The organism is Pseudomonas sp. H1_G08, assembly GCF_054681355.1.
Genome location: NZ_CP162822.1, coordinates 5,129,253 through 5,144,148, shown reverse-complemented (window position 1 = coordinate 5,144,148; position 14,896 = coordinate 5,129,253). Strand labels below are relative to the sequence as shown.

Sequence of the window (14,896 nt, the reverse complement as noted above, 5' to 3'; positions counted from 1 at the left end):
CCCTTCGATACACCCGGATTCCAGCTGTACTGGAAAAAACCCGAAATCTGTATCTCTCCGTGTAGATGGCGTTTCGCCAATACTTCAAGCAAGCCTTGGCGAGCCAATGACTGGCTCTACTTTGCGCCCCGCAACACTCTGGACTCCTGTAGCCCTCAGAGCGCAAACCCTGATTTTTTGAATCGATCGGCGTCGCCCGCAAGGTCACTTCCTGTCCAGCAAAAAAATCTGAACCCAACCCACAGGCGGACTGCAGTTACTGCTTTTCAAACATTCCAGGATGAATGCTGGCGCCCCCGTGCGCCCGGCAAAAGAGCGAAACGGACGACGTATGATCAAGCAACTCATCAATGAAGACAGTTATGTGCAGATCGGCGATCTTTGCAGCGCAACGATCCAGCTGAAAATCGAAGGACTGAATCCCGCCGGCTCCATCAAGCTGAAGACCGCGCACGCGCTGATCACTGATCTTGAAGTCCGAGGACTGATCAACCACAAGACGCGCCTCATCGAATCCTCATCGGGGAATCTGGGCGTTGCGCTGGCTATGGTCTGCGCCGCCAAGGGCTACAAGTTCGTTTGCGTAATCGACCCGAATATTTCCGCGCCGAACCGCAAGCTGATTCACGCCCTTGGCGCGCAAATGCTCATGGTCGATCAGCGTGACGAGAACGGCGGTTACCTGAATTCGCGGATTCGCCTGATCGAACAACTGGTCGCTGACAACGCCGACTACATCTGGCTCAACCAGTACAAGAATCCGACCAACCCCCTCGCCCACTATCAAGCGACTGCCGGGTCCATCGCGCGCAAGTTTCCCCAGGTGGATTACCTGTTCGTCGGCGCGGGAACCACTGGCACGCTAATGGGCTGCAAGAACTACTTCGCCGAACATCATCCGCAGACCAAAGTCATTGCCGTCGATACCGTCGGCTCGGTGACGTTCGGCCTGCCGGGCGGCACGCGCCATATCCCGGGGCTCGGCACCAGCCGCCTGCCGGAGATATTCGAGTCGTCGGGCATTCACGACTTCCTGTCGATTCCCGAGGAACAGACGATCAAGGTCTGCCGTTGGCTGGCGCAACGCTACGGCCTGCTCTTCGGCGGCTCCACCGGCACTGTGCTCGCCGGCATCCGCCAGTGGGCGCCGCATATCCGGCCCGACGATGTCGTGGTGGCGATCTCCCCCGACATGGGTGAGCGCTATCTCGAAACCATCTACTCCGACGACTGGGTCACCCAGCGGATCGGCGCAACCGCACTGCAGCCCCTTTTCCCTGAAATCGCTCTGGCACTCTCGGCGTAATCCTCATGACCACACAGAATCCGATCCAGCCGTTCCACGTCATCCCCGGCGCTGTCGTCAAAGACATCCTCAACGGGCTGCGGCATGCAACCATCGACATGGTGGCGCAGACCTACCTGACCCACGAGCGTGGCGAAACCGTTAACCCCGACAGTTATTTTCTGCGTTTCCCTGCGCAACCGGCGAACCGGATCATTGCGCTGCCGGCGGCCATCGTCGACAGCAAGGGCGATCAATCCGTCTCCGGGATCAAGTGGATTGCCAGTTATCCCGACAACATCAAGTCAGGCATTCCGCGCGCATCTGCCGTGCTGATTCTCAACGACCCGCAGACCGGTTATCCCTACGCCCTGCTCGAAGGTGCGCTGATCAGTGCCGTGCGCACGGCGGCGTCGGCGGTATTGGGTGCCTGGTGGCTGAATGGCCAGAACCGCCACGCGGCGACACTTTCGATCATTGGTGGCGGGGTAATCTCAAGAAATATCCTCGAGACTTTCGTCGCGGACGACTGGTCCTTCGACAGCGTGGGCATTCACGATCTCAACGCCGAATCGGCGCAAGCCCTCGCGGAATTTGGCGAACAACTGGGCCTGCCGGATGTGCGTCTGCTGTCGCTCGAAGACGCACTGACAGCCGACATCGTGGTGTTCGCCACCAGCGCGGGCGAGCCCTACGTAAAAGGCCGGGGCACGTTCCGCCCGGGGCAGATTGTTCTGAACATCTCGCTGCGGGATATCGGCGCCGAAATCATCGAGGAAAGTTACAACTACTTCGACGACATCACCCATTGCCTGAAGGCCAATACCTCACCGCATCTGGCCGAGCAGCAATACGGCCATCGCGACTTTGTCACCGGCACAGTGGCGCAGCTGATTCGCGGTGACCTGCATGTCGCCCAAGACAAACCGCTGATCTATTCGCCATTCGGCATGGGCATTCTCGATCTCGCGATTGGCCGGATGATCCACGACATTGCGGTGGCGGCCGGTACGGCAATTGCCATCCCCTCATTTTTTGGCGAGGAGCGCAGATGGTGAAGGCGCCTGTGCACATCGGCCTGGTCGGCTGCGGTTCGCGCGGATTGTCGATATTCGAGCGCCTGTTGAGCCGCGCCGAGGAACGCCCGCAACAACCGGTGTTCATCGACATCTTCGAGCCCAACGTGCTCGGCAGCGGCGCGCACTGGCCCGATCAACCGGACTACCTGCTGCTCAACACCGTCGCCGGTCAGCTCGGGGTATTTCCCGACGCAGCAGCGTTCGGTGATCTGACCGACGCCCGGGAACGGCCAGGGCCGGACTTTCTCGTGTGGTGCCGAACACAGCGCGTCAAGGTTGACCCCGACAGCGGCCTGCTCGCCGCCGACGGTCGCGACGTCGAGCCGGAGGATTTTCTGCCACGGCACCTGCTCGGCGCTTATCTGGCCGACGCCTTCACGCGGATCCTCGCGACCGCACCCGCCTGGGTCACGGTCAATCTGCATCGGCATCAGGTCACGGCGGTCGAGCGCAACGAGAATCAGCAATACCTTCTGCTAACCGCAGAAGGCGCTGCGGTGGCGGTGGATCGTCTGGTGCTGACCGTTGGCCACACCGGACGCCTGCGCCTGGCGGGGCAGAACCGGGTCGACAACGTTTACCCGCTGCCGGGCAGCCTCACCACCGTCGAGCCCGGCGAAACGGTGTTGATCGAAGGGTTGGGCCTGGGCGCCATGGACACCCTGGCGGCGCTGACGGCTGGCAGAGGCGGGATCTACAAACCCATGGCTGATGGCAGTCACACTTACCAGCCTTCGGGTCAGGAGCCGGTGATCTTCATTCAGTCGCGGGACGGGCTGCCGTTTCGCACGCGTCCCAATGGCTTGATCGGCTTCCCCCGCCATAGCGCCGTGCTGCTCACGAGCGAGCGTATCGAATCGTTGCGGGTCAACGCGCACAACCGCCGGCTGGATTTCGAACGGGACATTCTCCCGCTGATGCTGCTGGAGATGCGTGCCGCTGCGGTCGCCGTTCTGCATAAACCTTCAGCGCCACAACAGCTGCTTGAGCAGCTCAGAACCGTCAGCGTTGTCGGCCCAGCAGGGGTTGTCGCCTGCGAAGCTTTGCTGCGCGAGTTCGAAACGATTGCCGGGGCAATCAATCCGCTGGAGCTGATCTGCCACGCACTGCCCGACAGCGTGACGCCTTACAACTATCACGCATGGATTTACGACACCCTCGAAGCCGACTTGCATGAAGCACGTCTGGGACGCGGCGCGTCGCCGATCAAAGCCGCCATCGAAGTCTGGCGCGACTTGCGCGACCGGCTGCGTGAGGCGGTCGATTTCGATGGGCTCACCGAAGATTCGCATCGGCAGTTCTATGGCCGCTGGCACAAGGCGATCAACCGTCTGGTCGCCGGCCCGCAGAAGGAGCGCCACGCCGATCTGCTCGCGCTGTGTGATGCCGGTTTGCTGACCTTTCTCAAGCCCGGCTCACGCCCCGCGATCGATCACTTCAAGCGAGTCGCCGGTTACGTCCAGAGCAGCGGCGTCACCCACAGCGACTGCGCACCTGTGCGCGACCTCGCGCGCCTGGGCCTTGTGCGTCCACGCACCGATGTGCCGGGCATCGACGGCATCGATGTCGACGCGGCGTCCAACCCCAAGTCGAACAGCGGCGAAACGGTGCGTGACATCTGGGTGCTGGGTCCGCTCGCTGAAGGCTCCTGTTATTACAACCACTACGTCACCTCGGCGGGCGCACCTTCGCGGCTGTTCATGGACGCCCATCGAGTCGCCACCGCCATCCTTGAGACAGGAACTCGCGCATGAAACTCTATTATCAGACGCATTCGCCGTACGCCCGCAAGGTGTTGGTGCTGGCTCACGAACTTGGCATCGCATCGAGCCTTGAGGTGATACATCACGAGACCAGCCCGACTTCACCGAACGCGACCATTTACCAGGCCAACCCCTTGGGTAAAGTGCCGGTGCTGATGCTGCCCGACGACAGCGCACTGTTCGATTCCATCGTGATTTGCGAATACCTCGATGACCTGAGCAATGGCCGTAAATTTATCCCGGCCAGCGGCCCCGAGCGCTACAAGGCGCTGCGCCTGCAGGCATTGGCGCAGGGCATGTGCGACGTCGGCATCAAGCTGCGCTGGGAAGTCGAGCGGCGCCCCGAGGCTTTGCGCTATCCGGCGTACGCGGACGGCCAGGCCTACAAACTCAAGGAGGCGTATCGCTTCATCGAAGAGCACGTCGACCTCAATGGCCCGATCACCGTTGGCCACATCGCCTTGGCGACCGCGCTGGACTGGATCGCTTTCCGTCAACTCTCGGACTTCTCGGCGCAAGCACGCCTGAGCGAGTGGTATCAGACGTTCTGCCAGCGCGCGTCCATGCGGGCGACCGAGTACAGCGGACAGACGCACGATTAAGCCAAGGAAACCGCTATGAGCTCTCTCTTGCTGCAAATGTCACCGATCGCGCTGGTGATCGCGCTGATCCTGATCCTCCGGCGTCCGCCGGTACAGGCCGCGCTGGCCGGTGTGGTGCTGGTGCTGGTGCTGTGGGCGCTGGGCGCTGCCGGGCCGGTGTCGGCGGCCATCTCCTCGGCGATTTTTCAGGACACCACGATCCTGTTTCTCAGCACCGCGTGCGTAATCGTCCCGGGGCTGGCCTTCGTCATTCTGGTCGAGCGCGGCGGCGCGCCACAGGCCATCGGCGCGTGGGTCAAGGAACTCGGCTGGACACCCCCGGCGCAGGTGATTTTCATCGCCCTGGGCCTGGCGCCGCTGCTGGAAGCGATGACCGGCTTCGGCGTTTCGCTGATCGCCACGGTGCCGCTGCTGATGGGGCTTTTCACTCGCCAGTCGGGGATGAAAATCGCCCTCGCCGGCATGGTGATCATGCCGTGGGGCACGCTGGGTCTGGCAACGGTGATCGGCGCCCTGCTGGCACATTTGCCGGCGCAAACCCTCGGTAGCCATTCAGCGCTGATCAGCGCGCCGGTGTTCCTCTGCCTGGCGTCGCTGGCCTTGTGGCAGGCCGGCATCCGCAGGATCACAGCGTGGCTGGGGCTGCTTGTCGTGACCGCCCTGTTCGTTGCCGTGCTGTTTTCCATCAACCTGTGGGTCGGCCCGGAAGTCTCCGGTGTGCTGGCCGGGCTGGCCGTGGCTTGCGTCGGCCTGGGCATCTCCTGGGCGCAACGGAAAAAACTGGTGCGCTGGCCGAGCGCGGCATGGCCTTATCTGGCCTTGCTGGGAGTGATTGTGGCGTCGCGCGGACTGTTCGTGCTGTCGGGCTGGGATGGCCTGTGGGTTGTCAGGGGCGAACACGTTTCATGGAAGCCATTGGCGTCTCCAGGGCTGGCGCTGCTGATCGTGACCGTGCTGATGGCGTTCAGGCAAACCGCAGGCGCCGGTTTTCCCTGGCAAGCGCTGTTGAACCGGGCGAAGTTTCCGGTCACGACAATCTTCCTGTTCCTGCTGCTGTCCCAGGTGATGGTCAACGCCGGATTCCTCGTCGAGGCGCAAAGCGCATTGCAATCCATGTCGGGTATTTCGCTGGCACCGACGATCGCCCTGCTGGCAGGGATTGCCGGCTATGTCACCGGCTCCAACGTCGGCGGCAACACGCTGGTGATGCCGTCCATTGCCGCGCTGAGCAGCGAACACGGGGCGTGGCTGGCGGCAATGGTCAACAGCGCCGCCGGCCATGGCGCACTTGGCTCGCTGTCGATCCTGTCATTGATCACCGGACTTGCCGGGGCCAACCGCCAGGAAGAAAACAGCCTGATCCGCTTCGCCTTCGGTCTGGTGGCGCTGAACATCGTCATAGTTGCTGCAACGGGGATCGTTTTGCTCTACTTTCTGTGAATTGTTTCGAATCATCACAGAGAACTTATGGACAGGTTTGATTTGCCGGACAAGCGCTGGCGGATAGTCAAGGACTGGATTATTCGCCAGATCGACAGCGGTGACCTGGCGGCCGAAGCCAAACTGCCGTCAATCCGCGTTCTGGCGCGGATGTTCGAGACCAGCATCACCACGGTGCAGCGGGCGCTGGCCGATCTCGAGGCCGACGCCTACGTCTCGACGGTACCGCGCGTCGGCTACTTCGTCTCGGCATCAGGGCGGGCGAAACCGTCCGGCGCTTTCGACTTTTCCAGTGTCACCGTCAACGTCAATCATGCGGTGGTTGCGATGCTCTCCGAGGCGGCCTCGCGCACCACCGCATCGCTGAATTCGGCCGTCCTGCACAGCGATCTCACGCCCAACGTGTTGCTCAACAAATGCCTCTCGGTGCTGGCCGCCAAGACTGACAACACGCTGAGCGGCCTGGTCGCGCCACCCGGCCTTCCCGCGCTGCGAAGGCGTATTGCCGGCCTGATGCTGACCCGCGGTGTAGTCTGCGGGCCGGACGATATTCTGGTGACGTCGGGCGACACCATCGCTCTCGAACTGGCCCTCGAAGCCGTCGCGTCGAAAGGCGCTACCGTAGCCATCGAAACCCCGACCTATTACGGCATTCTGCAGACCATCGAACGCCTGGGCATGCGCGCCCTGCCGATCCGCACCGACGGCCGCACGGGCCTGGATGTCGATCATCTGGAAGAAGCGCTGAAGCAAAAAAAGGTCGCGGTGATTTTTCTCAACCCGACGCTGCAGAATCCGCGTGGCTTCATCATGCCCGACGAAGCGCGCGCGCGACTTTCACGGATCGCCCGGGAAGCGGATGTGCCGATCATCGAAGACGACATCTTCTTCGACCTGGTGCCCGAAGCTGATCGGCCGCGCGCCCTCAAGAGCTACGACAGCAGCGGCCAGACGATCTACTGCTCGTCCTTTTCCAAAACCATCGCGCCGGGTTATCGCGTCGGCTGGTGTCTGGCCGGCAAATACCGCAATGCCATCCTCGCGCAGATGTTTTCGCGCAACCTGGCCGTTTCCAGCCTTGCGCAAAACGTCCTCAATGAATTTATCGGCCGTGGCTACATGGACGAACACTGCGCCAGATTGAGATCGCAACTGTCCTCGCTGGCGAGTTTTGTCGAAGCGCTGGTGCGCACGGATTTCCCGTTAGGGACCGTCTATGTGCCACCGCGCGGCGGCTTCATCCACTGGGTCGAAATGCCGGCACACACCGACATGTCTGCGCTGCAGCAATTGGCCACGGAGCGTGGTTGCCACGTGGCTGGCAGCGGGATCTTTTTCGCCGATGGCCAGGCTTCCACAGGCGTGCGCATCTGCCTCGGCACTGCGCTGACCCCGGCGGTGATCGGCATTCTCAAGGTGATCGCCGAATGCGCCCACCTTGCCGCACGCCCGACGAGCCCGCGGCAGATGCCGACTGAACAGCTGCAAGAGCTGGCAGTTTCCTGACCGACTTGCGCGAGCCTCGCTTATGAATCAGAAAAGAACCCGTATTCGCTTGCCGCATCCCCCGCCGTATCGCCCGAGCCACTGGACATTCTGGCTGACGGTGCTCGCGGGAGTGCTGATCGCCTTTGCCGTGTGTCTGTCGATCTACACGCTTATCGAGAGCTGGGTCAGCGGTTCCATCACCACCAACAATCGCGGACCGCGCAGCACCTACACCTTGGCACTGCAACCTCGGCGATACTGGTTCGAGTTCATGTGGCAGAGCTTCTGGACCGCGTTCATGTTGGCCATCGGTGTGTTCGGGCTGTGGATTTATCGCAAAGGGCGGGTGCGTGAGCAGAGGCCGAAGGGCAAGCGCACAAGTCAATAGTGCATGCCGCCTTCACAGAGTGTTGATGTAATCGACGGGCAACAAGACTGTATCCACAGCGGCATCCACTGGCAGGGATACAAGAGTGATGACCGGGCAGACGATCATCATGTAACAGATGATCGCTGCCGGCATGCCATCGCTGCCTCCTCCCCGAACACCGAGCAGGTGTAGGCCGCCATCGACCCCTCGGTAATATTCGGCGTCGGACAGACCATCATTCAAGCGCCCGATAAACGTTCCGCAGCCAACCAACAGCAGTGCCAGGCCTATGACACAGCCAATTCGCAGAATCCCTTTCAAAACAGCGCTTCCTTACGTCACAAAATACTGGGCGCGGGACTGTACTCGCGCCTTTCGCTCGTGACTGCTTTACCTGCTGACTCGGCATATCGGTTAAACCAGATTGCCTGTTGCGCGACGGCGCATTCGAACGCTGTCATGTTGGCATTACGCCGCTGCGCGTTGCATGAACTGGAGCGGATGTGAAATGAACTGTCTCTCGGACTTATGTAAATCGTGACGCAGCGCGTCACGAATTCGATCACATTGAATTCGGAACGCACTGCGTTCCGTATGTTGCTCGGCGCCAGTTCCAGGCTCATTCTCGATCCACCTTCGCAAAGGCCGAGCCCTTATGAACAAATGCCTTTCGACCGACCCGGTAACCATTGGCGAATCGTTCATAGAGAACGCAGCCGACGGCTACGCACTCGGCGGCTTCACCTGGCGCCACAGTTCGCCCGATCCACAGCGCCCGGTGGTCGTCATCAACGCCGCCACCTCCGTGCGCTGTCGCCATTACTCAAGGTTCGCAGCCTATCTGTTCAGTCACGGCTTCGACGTCATGACCTACGACTACCGGGGCATTGGCGAATCACGCAGCGAATCGATCAAAGGGCTGCGTGCCTCGTGGACCGACTGGGGCGCGCTGGATTTCGAAGCGATGCTCAAACGCGCGCAGCGGGAGTTTCCCGGTCAGCCAATCAATGTGGTCGCCCATAGTTTCGGCGGTTGCGCGGCGGGCTTGGCGGAGTCGGGCAAGGTGATCCGACGGTTGGTAACCGTCGGTGCGCAGTTCGCTTACTGGCGCGATTACGCCCCCGAACAGCGCTGGCGGATGTTCGGCAAGTGGCATGTGGTCATGCCTTTGATGACGCTGCTCTGCGGCTATTTTCCAGGCAAGCGGATCGGCTGGCTGGAGGACACGCCAACCGGCGTAGTCTGCGACTGGAGCACACCCACCGCACGTTACGAGCAACGCCCAAGCGGTCGCGCGCTAATGAAAAAAACGGGCGCCGTGCCCTTCGCCAACGTCCGCGCGCAGACCCTGGCTATCAGCCTCAGCGACGACCCTTACGGCACGACTCCGGCGATCGAACGCCTGCTCGGCTACTTCAGCAACGCGGCAAAAACCCATCTGCGCATTGCGCCGCAGGACATCGGCGAACGACAAGTCGGACATTTCGGCTTTTTTCGCAGCGCATACCAAGCCACACTATGGCCCATTGCTCTGACCTGGCTGCAGACCGGCGCACTGGCCGCCGATACACCCGGCCGACAAGTGCCACGCAGCTGAGCCCCTCTCAACGCACGACGGAACACATCATGGCCTCCGCCAACAAGCAGCAAAAACGCGCCACCCGGGCCAAAGCCAAGGCCAAGCAGAACCGCACCAAGCGCGCCGAAGCGCCGGTCGAGCTGGACCCGAACGACGACCGCATCGACTTCGAATCGGTGGACTTGACCGAGCTGTTCAAGAAAATGATCGACGCCGAAAAGATCAGTCAGCAAGCCATGTGCAGCGCGTTCCTCGAAGATCCGCTACTGGAACTGGTGTACGAGCAGGAAGGCGAAGAAGGCGCGATGGATTTCATCCTCGCCGCGCTGATCGAGTATCGCCAGTGGTCGCAGGAAACCGACGAGGCCGGCGCGCTGGCGTGGATCGAATCTCCGGCATTCCAGGCTGACTACGTAGCGGCATCCGACGCGATCGCTGCACAAACCCAACAGAAGAACTGAGCTCCCATGGCATCCCTGAACAAGCAACAGAAACGCGCTAAACGCGCCAAGGCCAAAGCCAAGCAGATCCGTATGGTCGGGCGCAAACCGCTGGATCAGGACGAAGAGCTCGGCCACCTCGCCGAGCCGATCCCGGAATACACCCTGGCGATGTTCAGCAAAATGCGCGACGCCGAAGCCGTCAGCCGCAACGAAATGCTGCTGACCCTGCTGCGCGAACTGGCCTTCATCATCGTCGACCATCCTGAACTGCTCGACATGGAAAACGCCGACAACGAAGGCATGGCCGCCACCCACCTGGCCGCCGATATGCTCATCGACTACCGCATGTGGGCCGACGGCATGACCATCGAACAGGCCCAGGCCTGGCTGAGCGAGCCGCAGTTCATTACGGATTTCGGCGTGGCGCTGGATGCTTATGGGAAGTCGGTAGACACCCAGGAAGACAAGAGCGAATAAGCCCTTCTCAGAAACAAAAAACGGCCGCTAGTCATCCCTGACAGCGGCCGTTTTTGTTTGGATGGCCTAGCTACTCTTTGTCCGGTGACGATGTATATCCCATTGACATATCCCCAGCACGATCTATCCTGAGCTAATCACAGGAACAGACCCGGGAGCTCGAATATGGAGCAGACCACAATTTTCATGAGCAACAGAAGTCAGGCAGTCCGACTGCCAAAGGCAGTTGCGATGCCCGGCGACGTTAAACGAGTGGAAGTCATCGCGATTGGCAGAACACGCGTCATTACGCCTGCTGGAGAAAGCTGGGATAGCTGGTTTGATGGCGACAGCGTCAGCCCTGATTTCATGGCTAACCGTGAGCAACCCACTGAACAGGAGCGCGAGTCGTTCTGATGATCAAGTACATGCTGGATACAAATATCTGCATCTTCACCATCAAGAACAAACCACAAATTGTCCGGGAAGCCTTCAATCGACATTCCGGGCAGTTGTGCATCAGCGCTATCACGCTTATGGAGCTTATTTACGGTGCTGAAAAGTCGGCGGCCCCGGAGAAAAATCTGGCAATTGTTGAAGGATTTGTCGCGCGACTGGATGTCTTGCCTTTCGATAACGACGCAGCCGCACAGGCCGGGATGGTTCGATCTGAACTCGCGAAGGCTGGAACGCCGATCGGGCCATACGACCAAATGATCGCTGGCCACGCACGCTCACTTGGACTCATTGTAGTGACGAACAACGTACGGGAGTTTCAACGCGTTTCCGGTTTGCGAATCGAGGACTGGGTTTAACCTGACTGGAAAGCTCAGAAACAAAAACGGCCGCTAGTCATCCCTGACAGCGGCCGTTTTTACATCACGCGTTACGACTCAGTTCAACACCACCGCACCACGTTTCTCCAGCTTGCGCCGGCGCGACACCAGCAGACCGGCAGCCACCACCATCAGACTCAGCAGGCCCGTGGCAAGGATTTCCACGCGGTGGGCTTCCTGGAACAGCATGATGGTCAGCGCGGCGACGATGAAGATGATCACCGCCCAGGTCAGACCCGGGAACAGCCACATGCTGAAGACGATTTTCTCGCCGCGCGCCATGCGCTGCTTGCGCATGCGCAGTTGCGAGAAGGCGATCACCAGGTACACCAGCAGGGCGATGGCGCCGGAGCTGGCCAGGAGGAATTCAAACACCGCGGCCGGAGCCACATAGTTGGCGAAGGTGCAGAGAAACGCTGCGCCGGTCGACAACATCACCGCCCAGTAAGGCGTACCGCTCTTGTTGGTGCGGGTCGACATGGCCGGGGCGTCACCGCGCTTGCCGAGGGAGAACAGCATGCGCGACGAGGTGTACAGCGCCGAGTTCAGGCAACTGGTCACTGCGACCAGTACGACGATGTCGACGATCATCTTGGCGTTGGGAATGCCCATGCGCTCAAGTACGGTCTGGTAGGAACCGAGGTTGGCCAAGGTAGAATCGTTCCACGGCACCAGCGCAACCACGATGAAAATCGACACCAGATAGAACAGGCCGATCCGCCAGATCACCGAATTGGTCGCCTTGGAAATCTGCTTGCCCGGGTCTTTCGATTCCGCCGCCGCGATGGTGACGATTTCGGTACCCATGAACGAGAACATGGTGGTCAGGATCGCGCCCAGCACAGCACCCATGCCATTGGGCAGAAAGCCGCCGCTGTCGAACAGGTGCGAAACGCCACTGACCTGGCTGGTCGGCAGGAAGCCGAAAATCGCTGCAAGGCCGAGGCCGATGAAGCCGATGATCGCAAGCACCTTGATCAGGGCGAACCAGAACTCGAACTCACCGTAATTCTTCACGCTGAACAGGTTGGTCACGGTCAGCAGCATGGTGATCACCAGCGCGAAAGCCCAAATGTCGACACCCGGGAACCACGCATGCAGGATGGTCGCGGCGGCGTTGGCTTCCAGCGGAATCACCAACACCCAGAACCACCAGTACAGCCAGCCGATGGTGAATCCGGCCCAGTGACCGATCGCGCGATCAGCGTAAGTCGAGAACGAACCGGTGTCCGGCGAAGCCACGGCCATCTCGCCGAGCATGCGCATCACCAGCACCACCAGAGTACCGGCAGCGGCGTAGGCCAGCAGCACGGCCGGGCCGGCGGCAGCGATGGCGTGGCCGGAGCCGACGAACAGACCGGCGCCGATCACACCGGCGATCGACAACATGGTCACATGACGCGGTTTGAGCCCCTGTTCGAGGCCAGTGGAGCTTGGGGTACTGCTCATAGAGACTACCTTTGCAAGGAAAGCGAGTGCGTCCGGCGCGTCTGTAAATTCTTTCTCGTAAAAAGAATCCAACGGCCTGTTCCTTATTCTGCACGCAATATTTGCGCCAAAATGTTTCAAGTCCTTGAGGGCCGGGGGCTCCGGCATCCGATGCAAGTCCTTGAGTTTAATGGCTATTCGCCAGAACGTTACCCGGCGACTCACTTTCAAGACGAATCCGCGCACCAGAAACACACAGAAAAAGTGTGCGGCGCACAGAAAAAGGGCGAATAAGGAACGTTCGGCCGGATAGCGCTTCCAACACCCCGCCAAAGCTGGCAACATCGCGCCTTTTTTTACGCGGCACCCACGGGTTTACACGATCAAACACCCGTTCGGTTGTTGACGGGGCGACAGTCTGCTGCGCCGATGCGACAACCCGCCACATGCCACCCGTTTACCGCTCGTAGCGCTGTTGGCTGCCATTGAAACGCTATGCTAGCTTGGCCGCCTCGCCAGGAAGGCCCGCCAACAGCAGGAGCGCAACATATATGAGGAACGCACATGGCTGAGGCCACGCCCGCGCTTGAAATCCGCAACTTGCACAAACGCTACGGACAGCTGGAGGTGCTCAAAGGCATCTCGCTGACCGCCCGCGACGGCGACGTGATCTCGATCCTCGGCTCTTCCGGTTCCGGCAAGTCCACGTTCCTGCGCTGCATCAACCTGTTGGAAAACCCGCACCAGGGCCAGATCCTGGTGGCCGGTGAAGAACTCAAGCTTAAAGCCGCGAAGAACGGCGAACTGGTCGCCGCCGACGGCAAACAGATCAATCGTCTGCGCTCGGAGATTGGTTTTGTATTTCAAAACTTTAATCTGTGGCCGCACATGAGCGTGCTCGACAACGTCATCGAGGCCCCGCGCCGCGTGCTCGGCCAGAGCAAGGCCGAAGCCATCGAAGCCGCCGAAGCGTTGCTCGCCAAGGTCGGCATCGCCGACAAGCGCCACGCCTACCCGGCGCAATTGTCCGGTGGTCAGCAACAACGCGCAGCGATCGCCCGCACGCTGGCGATGCAGCCGAAGGTGATCCTGTTCGACGAACCGACCTCCGCGCTTGACCCGGAAATGGTTCAGGAAGTACTTAGTGTCATCCGCGCATTGGCCGAAGAAGGCCGCACCATGCTGCTCGTGACCCACGAAATGGGCTTCGCCCGCCAGGTTTCCAGCGAAGTGGTGTTCCTTCATCAGGGCCTTATAGAAGAGCAAGGATCGCCACAGCAGGTGTTCGACAACCCGCTTTCGGCGCGCTGCAAACAATTCATGTCCAGCAACCGCTAACGGAGCAACATGCATGCAGAATTTCAAAAAGGTCTTCCTGGCCGCCGCCGTCACCCTCGCGTTCAGCGCCGGTGCCATGGCTGAAACCCTGAAGATGGGCATCGAAGCGGCCTACCCGCCGTTCAACAATAAAGACGCCAGCGGCCAAGTGGTCGGCTTCGACAAGGAAATCGGCGACGCCCTGTGCGCGAAGATGAAAGCCGAATGTTCCGTCGTCACTTCCGACTGGGACGGCATCATTCCGGCGCTGAACGCGAAGAAGTTCGATTTCCTGATTTCCTCGCTGTCGATCACCGAAGATCGCAAAGCCGCAGTGGACTTTACCGACCCGTACTACTCGAACAAATTGCAGTTCATCGCGCCGAAGAACGTCGACTTCAAAACCGACAAGGACTCGCTCAAGGGCAAGACCATCGGCACCCAGCGCGCAACGCTGGCCGGCACCTGGCTGGAAGACACCTACGGTGACGATATCAAGGTCAGCCTCTACGACACCCAGGAAAACGCCTACCTCGACCTGACCTCCGGTCGTGTCGACGCGATCCTCGCCGACAAGTACGCCAACTATGACTGGCTGAAAACCGACGCTGGCAAGAACTACGAGTTCAAGGGCGACCCGGTAGTGGAAAGCGACAAGATCGGTATCGCCGTGCGCAAGGGTGACAACGAACTGCGCAACAAGCTGAACGCCGCGCTGAAGGAAATCGTCGCTGACGGTACCTACAAGAAAATCAACGACAAGTACTTCCCGTTCAGCATCTATTGATCTGACCTGTGGGACCGGCGCCG

At 60.5% G+C, this 14,896-nt stretch carries 17 protein-coding genes; 14 read left to right on the top strand and 3 right to left on the bottom strand.

Annotation, left to right across the window (positions count from 1 at the left end; genetic code table 11):
* Nucleotides 1–331 precede the first annotated feature (331 nt).
* Genes sbnA through AB4N85_RS23360 form a run of 7 tightly spaced genes read left to right on the top strand, consistent with a single transcriptional unit; the run spans nucleotide 332 to nucleotide 8,045 of the window.
* Nucleotides 332–1,306: a 2,3-diaminopropionate biosynthesis protein SbnA gene (gene sbnA / locus AB4N85_RS23390; protein ID WP_252868631.1), complete on the top strand. Its 975-nt coding sequence runs from the start codon at nucleotides 332–334 to the stop codon at nucleotides 1,304–1,306.
* Nucleotides 1,307–1,311: 5 nt separating this feature from the next.
* Nucleotides 1,312–2,343: a 2,3-diaminopropionate biosynthesis protein SbnB gene (sbnB, locus tag AB4N85_RS23385; protein WP_150637960.1), complete on the top strand. Its 1,032-nt coding sequence runs from the start codon at nucleotides 1,312–1,314 to the stop codon at nucleotides 2,341–2,343.
* Complete coding sequence (locus AB4N85_RS23380; protein ID WP_252868630.1) at nucleotides 2,337–4,118, top strand: FAD/NAD(P)-binding protein; 1,782 nt, start codon at nucleotides 2,337–2,339, stop codon at nucleotides 4,116–4,118. Before sbnB ends, AB4N85_RS23380 begins: the two co-directional genes overlap by 7 nt.
* Nucleotides 4,115–4,729 (top strand): glutathione S-transferase family protein, encoded by a 615-nt coding sequence (locus AB4N85_RS23375; RefSeq protein ID WP_056787214.1) that lies wholly within the window; start codon nucleotides 4,115–4,117, stop codon nucleotides 4,727–4,729. The genes AB4N85_RS23380 and AB4N85_RS23375 overlap by 4 nt, the downstream gene beginning before the upstream one ends.
* Nucleotides 4,730–4,744: 15 nt before the next feature.
* Complete coding sequence (locus AB4N85_RS23370; RefSeq protein ID WP_252868629.1) at nucleotides 4,745–6,169, top strand: L-lactate permease; 1,425 nt, start codon at nucleotides 4,745–4,747, stop codon at nucleotides 6,167–6,169.
* Between the two features lie 27 nt (nucleotides 6,170–6,196).
* Nucleotides 6,197–7,675 (top strand): aminotransferase-like domain-containing protein, encoded by a 1,479-nt coding sequence (locus tag AB4N85_RS23365; RefSeq protein ID WP_460066066.1) that lies wholly within the window; start codon nucleotides 6,197–6,199, stop codon nucleotides 7,673–7,675.
* A gap of 22 nt (nucleotides 7,676–7,697) precedes the next feature.
* On the top strand, nucleotides 7,698–8,045 hold the full coding sequence (locus tag AB4N85_RS23360) for a hypothetical protein (RefSeq protein ID WP_460066064.1): 348 nt from the start codon (nucleotides 7,698–7,700) through the stop codon (nucleotides 8,043–8,045).
* A gap of 12 nt (nucleotides 8,046–8,057) precedes the next feature.
* On the opposite strand, the gene AB4N85_RS23355 is transcribed toward AB4N85_RS23360, so the two are convergent.
* Together AB4N85_RS23355 and AB4N85_RS23350 are read right to left on the bottom strand one after the other, a co-directional pair.
* Nucleotides 8,058–8,348: a YceK/YidQ family lipoprotein gene (locus AB4N85_RS23355; RefSeq protein WP_252868627.1), complete on the bottom strand. Its 291-nt coding sequence runs from the start codon at nucleotides 8,346–8,348 to the stop codon at nucleotides 8,058–8,060.
* 17 nt (nucleotides 8,349–8,365) lie between these two features.
* Nucleotides 8,366–8,650 (bottom strand): hypothetical protein, encoded by a 285-nt coding sequence (locus tag AB4N85_RS23350; RefSeq protein ID WP_323620148.1) that lies wholly within the window; start codon nucleotides 8,648–8,650, stop codon nucleotides 8,366–8,368.
* Between the two features lie 32 nt (nucleotides 8,651–8,682).
* Here AB4N85_RS23350 and AB4N85_RS23345 point away from each other — a divergent pair, with 32 nt between their 5' ends.
* The 5 genes from AB4N85_RS23345 to vapC all read left to right on the top strand — a co-directional run bounded on the left by AB4N85_RS23345 (nucleotide 8,683) and on the right by vapC (nucleotide 11,320).
* Nucleotides 8,683–9,624, top strand: coding sequence for an alpha/beta hydrolase family protein (locus tag AB4N85_RS23345; protein ID WP_323620149.1), 942 nt, complete (start codon nucleotides 8,683–8,685; stop codon nucleotides 9,622–9,624).
* Between the two features lie 29 nt (nucleotides 9,625–9,653).
* Nucleotides 9,654–10,067: a hypothetical protein gene (locus AB4N85_RS23340; RefSeq protein WP_236168218.1), complete on the top strand. Its 414-nt coding sequence runs from the start codon at nucleotides 9,654–9,656 to the stop codon at nucleotides 10,065–10,067.
* 6 nt (nucleotides 10,068–10,073) lie between these two features.
* Nucleotides 10,074–10,526, top strand: coding sequence for a hypothetical protein (locus AB4N85_RS23335; protein WP_150741762.1), 453 nt, complete (start codon nucleotides 10,074–10,076; stop codon nucleotides 10,524–10,526).
* Between the two features lie 165 nt (nucleotides 10,527–10,691).
* Nucleotides 10,692–10,922, top strand: a complete 231-nt coding sequence (gene vapB, locus AB4N85_RS23330; RefSeq protein WP_024011210.1) for a type II toxin-antitoxin system VapB family antitoxin — start codon at nucleotides 10,692–10,694, stop codon at nucleotides 10,920–10,922.
* On the top strand, nucleotides 10,922–11,320 hold the full coding sequence (gene vapC, locus AB4N85_RS23325; protein ID WP_016772140.1) for a type II toxin-antitoxin system tRNA(fMet)-specific endonuclease VapC: 399 nt from the start codon (nucleotides 10,922–10,924) through the stop codon (nucleotides 11,318–11,320). The genes vapB and vapC overlap by 1 nt, the downstream gene beginning before the upstream one ends.
* Nucleotides 11,321–11,398: 78 nt before the next feature.
* On the opposite strand, the gene gabP is transcribed toward vapC, so the two are convergent.
* Nucleotides 11,399–12,790: a GABA permease gene (gene gabP / locus AB4N85_RS23320; protein ID WP_150637946.1), complete on the bottom strand. Its 1,392-nt coding sequence runs from the start codon at nucleotides 12,788–12,790 to the stop codon at nucleotides 11,399–11,401.
* Between the two features lie 543 nt (nucleotides 12,791–13,333).
* Between gabP and AB4N85_RS23315 the strand changes: the two genes are divergently transcribed.
* Both AB4N85_RS23315 and AB4N85_RS23310 read left to right on the top strand, forming a co-directional pair.
* On the top strand, nucleotides 13,334–14,107 hold the full coding sequence (locus AB4N85_RS23315; protein WP_236168220.1) for an ABC transporter ATP-binding protein: 774 nt from the start codon (nucleotides 13,334–13,336) through the stop codon (nucleotides 14,105–14,107).
* A 13-nt stretch (nucleotides 14,108–14,120) separates the two neighbouring features.
* Nucleotides 14,121–14,873 carry an ABC transporter substrate-binding protein gene (locus AB4N85_RS23310; RefSeq protein WP_095181077.1) on the top strand — a complete coding sequence of 251 codons (753 nt, stop codon included), beginning with the start codon at nucleotides 14,121–14,123 and terminating at the stop codon, nucleotides 14,871–14,873.
* The last annotated feature ends 23 nt before the right edge of the window (nucleotides 14,874–14,896 follow it).

Excerpts from the sequence above, each read along its gene's own strand:
- AB4N85_RS23375 (WP_056787214.1), top strand. The coding sequence starts at position 4,115 with ATGAAACTCTATTATCAGACGCATTCGCCGTACGCCCGCAAGGTGTTG.
- vapC (WP_016772140.1), top strand. The coding sequence starts at position 10,922 with ATGATCAAGTACATGCTGGATACAAATATCTGCATCTTCACCATCAAG.
- AB4N85_RS23335 (WP_150741762.1), top strand. The coding sequence starts at position 10,074 with ATGGCATCCCTGAACAAGCAACAGAAACGCGCTAAACGCGCCAAGGCC.
- sbnA (WP_252868631.1), top strand. The coding sequence starts at position 332 with ATGATCAAGCAACTCATCAATGAAGACAGTTATGTGCAGATCGGCGAT.
- AB4N85_RS23360 (WP_460066064.1), top strand. The coding sequence starts at position 7,698 with ATGAATCAGAAAAGAACCCGTATTCGCTTGCCGCATCCCCCGCCGTAT.
- AB4N85_RS23365 (WP_460066066.1), top strand. The coding sequence starts at position 6,197 with ATGGACAGGTTTGATTTGCCGGACAAGCGCTGGCGGATAGTCAAGGAC.
- AB4N85_RS23380 (WP_252868630.1), top strand. The coding sequence starts at position 2,337 with ATGGTGAAGGCGCCTGTGCACATCGGCCTGGTCGGCTGCGGTTCGCGC.
- vapB (WP_024011210.1), top strand. The coding sequence starts at position 10,692 with ATGGAGCAGACCACAATTTTCATGAGCAACAGAAGTCAGGCAGTCCGA.
- sbnB (WP_150637960.1), top strand. The coding sequence starts at position 1,312 with ATGACCACACAGAATCCGATCCAGCCGTTCCACGTCATCCCCGGCGCT.
- AB4N85_RS23345 (WP_323620149.1), top strand. The coding sequence starts at position 8,683 with ATGAACAAATGCCTTTCGACCGACCCGGTAACCATTGGCGAATCGTTC.
- AB4N85_RS23340 (WP_236168218.1), top strand. The coding sequence starts at position 9,654 with ATGGCCTCCGCCAACAAGCAGCAAAAACGCGCCACCCGGGCCAAAGCC.
- AB4N85_RS23310 (WP_095181077.1), top strand. The coding sequence starts at position 14,121 with ATGCAGAATTTCAAAAAGGTCTTCCTGGCCGCCGCCGTCACCCTCGCG.
- AB4N85_RS23370 (WP_252868629.1), top strand. The coding sequence starts at position 4,745 with ATGAGCTCTCTCTTGCTGCAAATGTCACCGATCGCGCTGGTGATCGCG.
- AB4N85_RS23350 (WP_323620148.1), bottom strand. The coding sequence starts at position 8,650 with ATGAGCCTGGAACTGGCGCCGAGCAACATACGGAACGCAGTGCGTTCC.
- gabP (WP_150637946.1), bottom strand. The coding sequence starts at position 12,790 with ATGAGCAGTACCCCAAGCTCCACTGGCCTCGAACAGGGGCTCAAACCG.
- AB4N85_RS23315 (WP_236168220.1), top strand. The coding sequence starts at position 13,334 with ATGGCTGAGGCCACGCCCGCGCTTGAAATCCGCAACTTGCACAAACGC.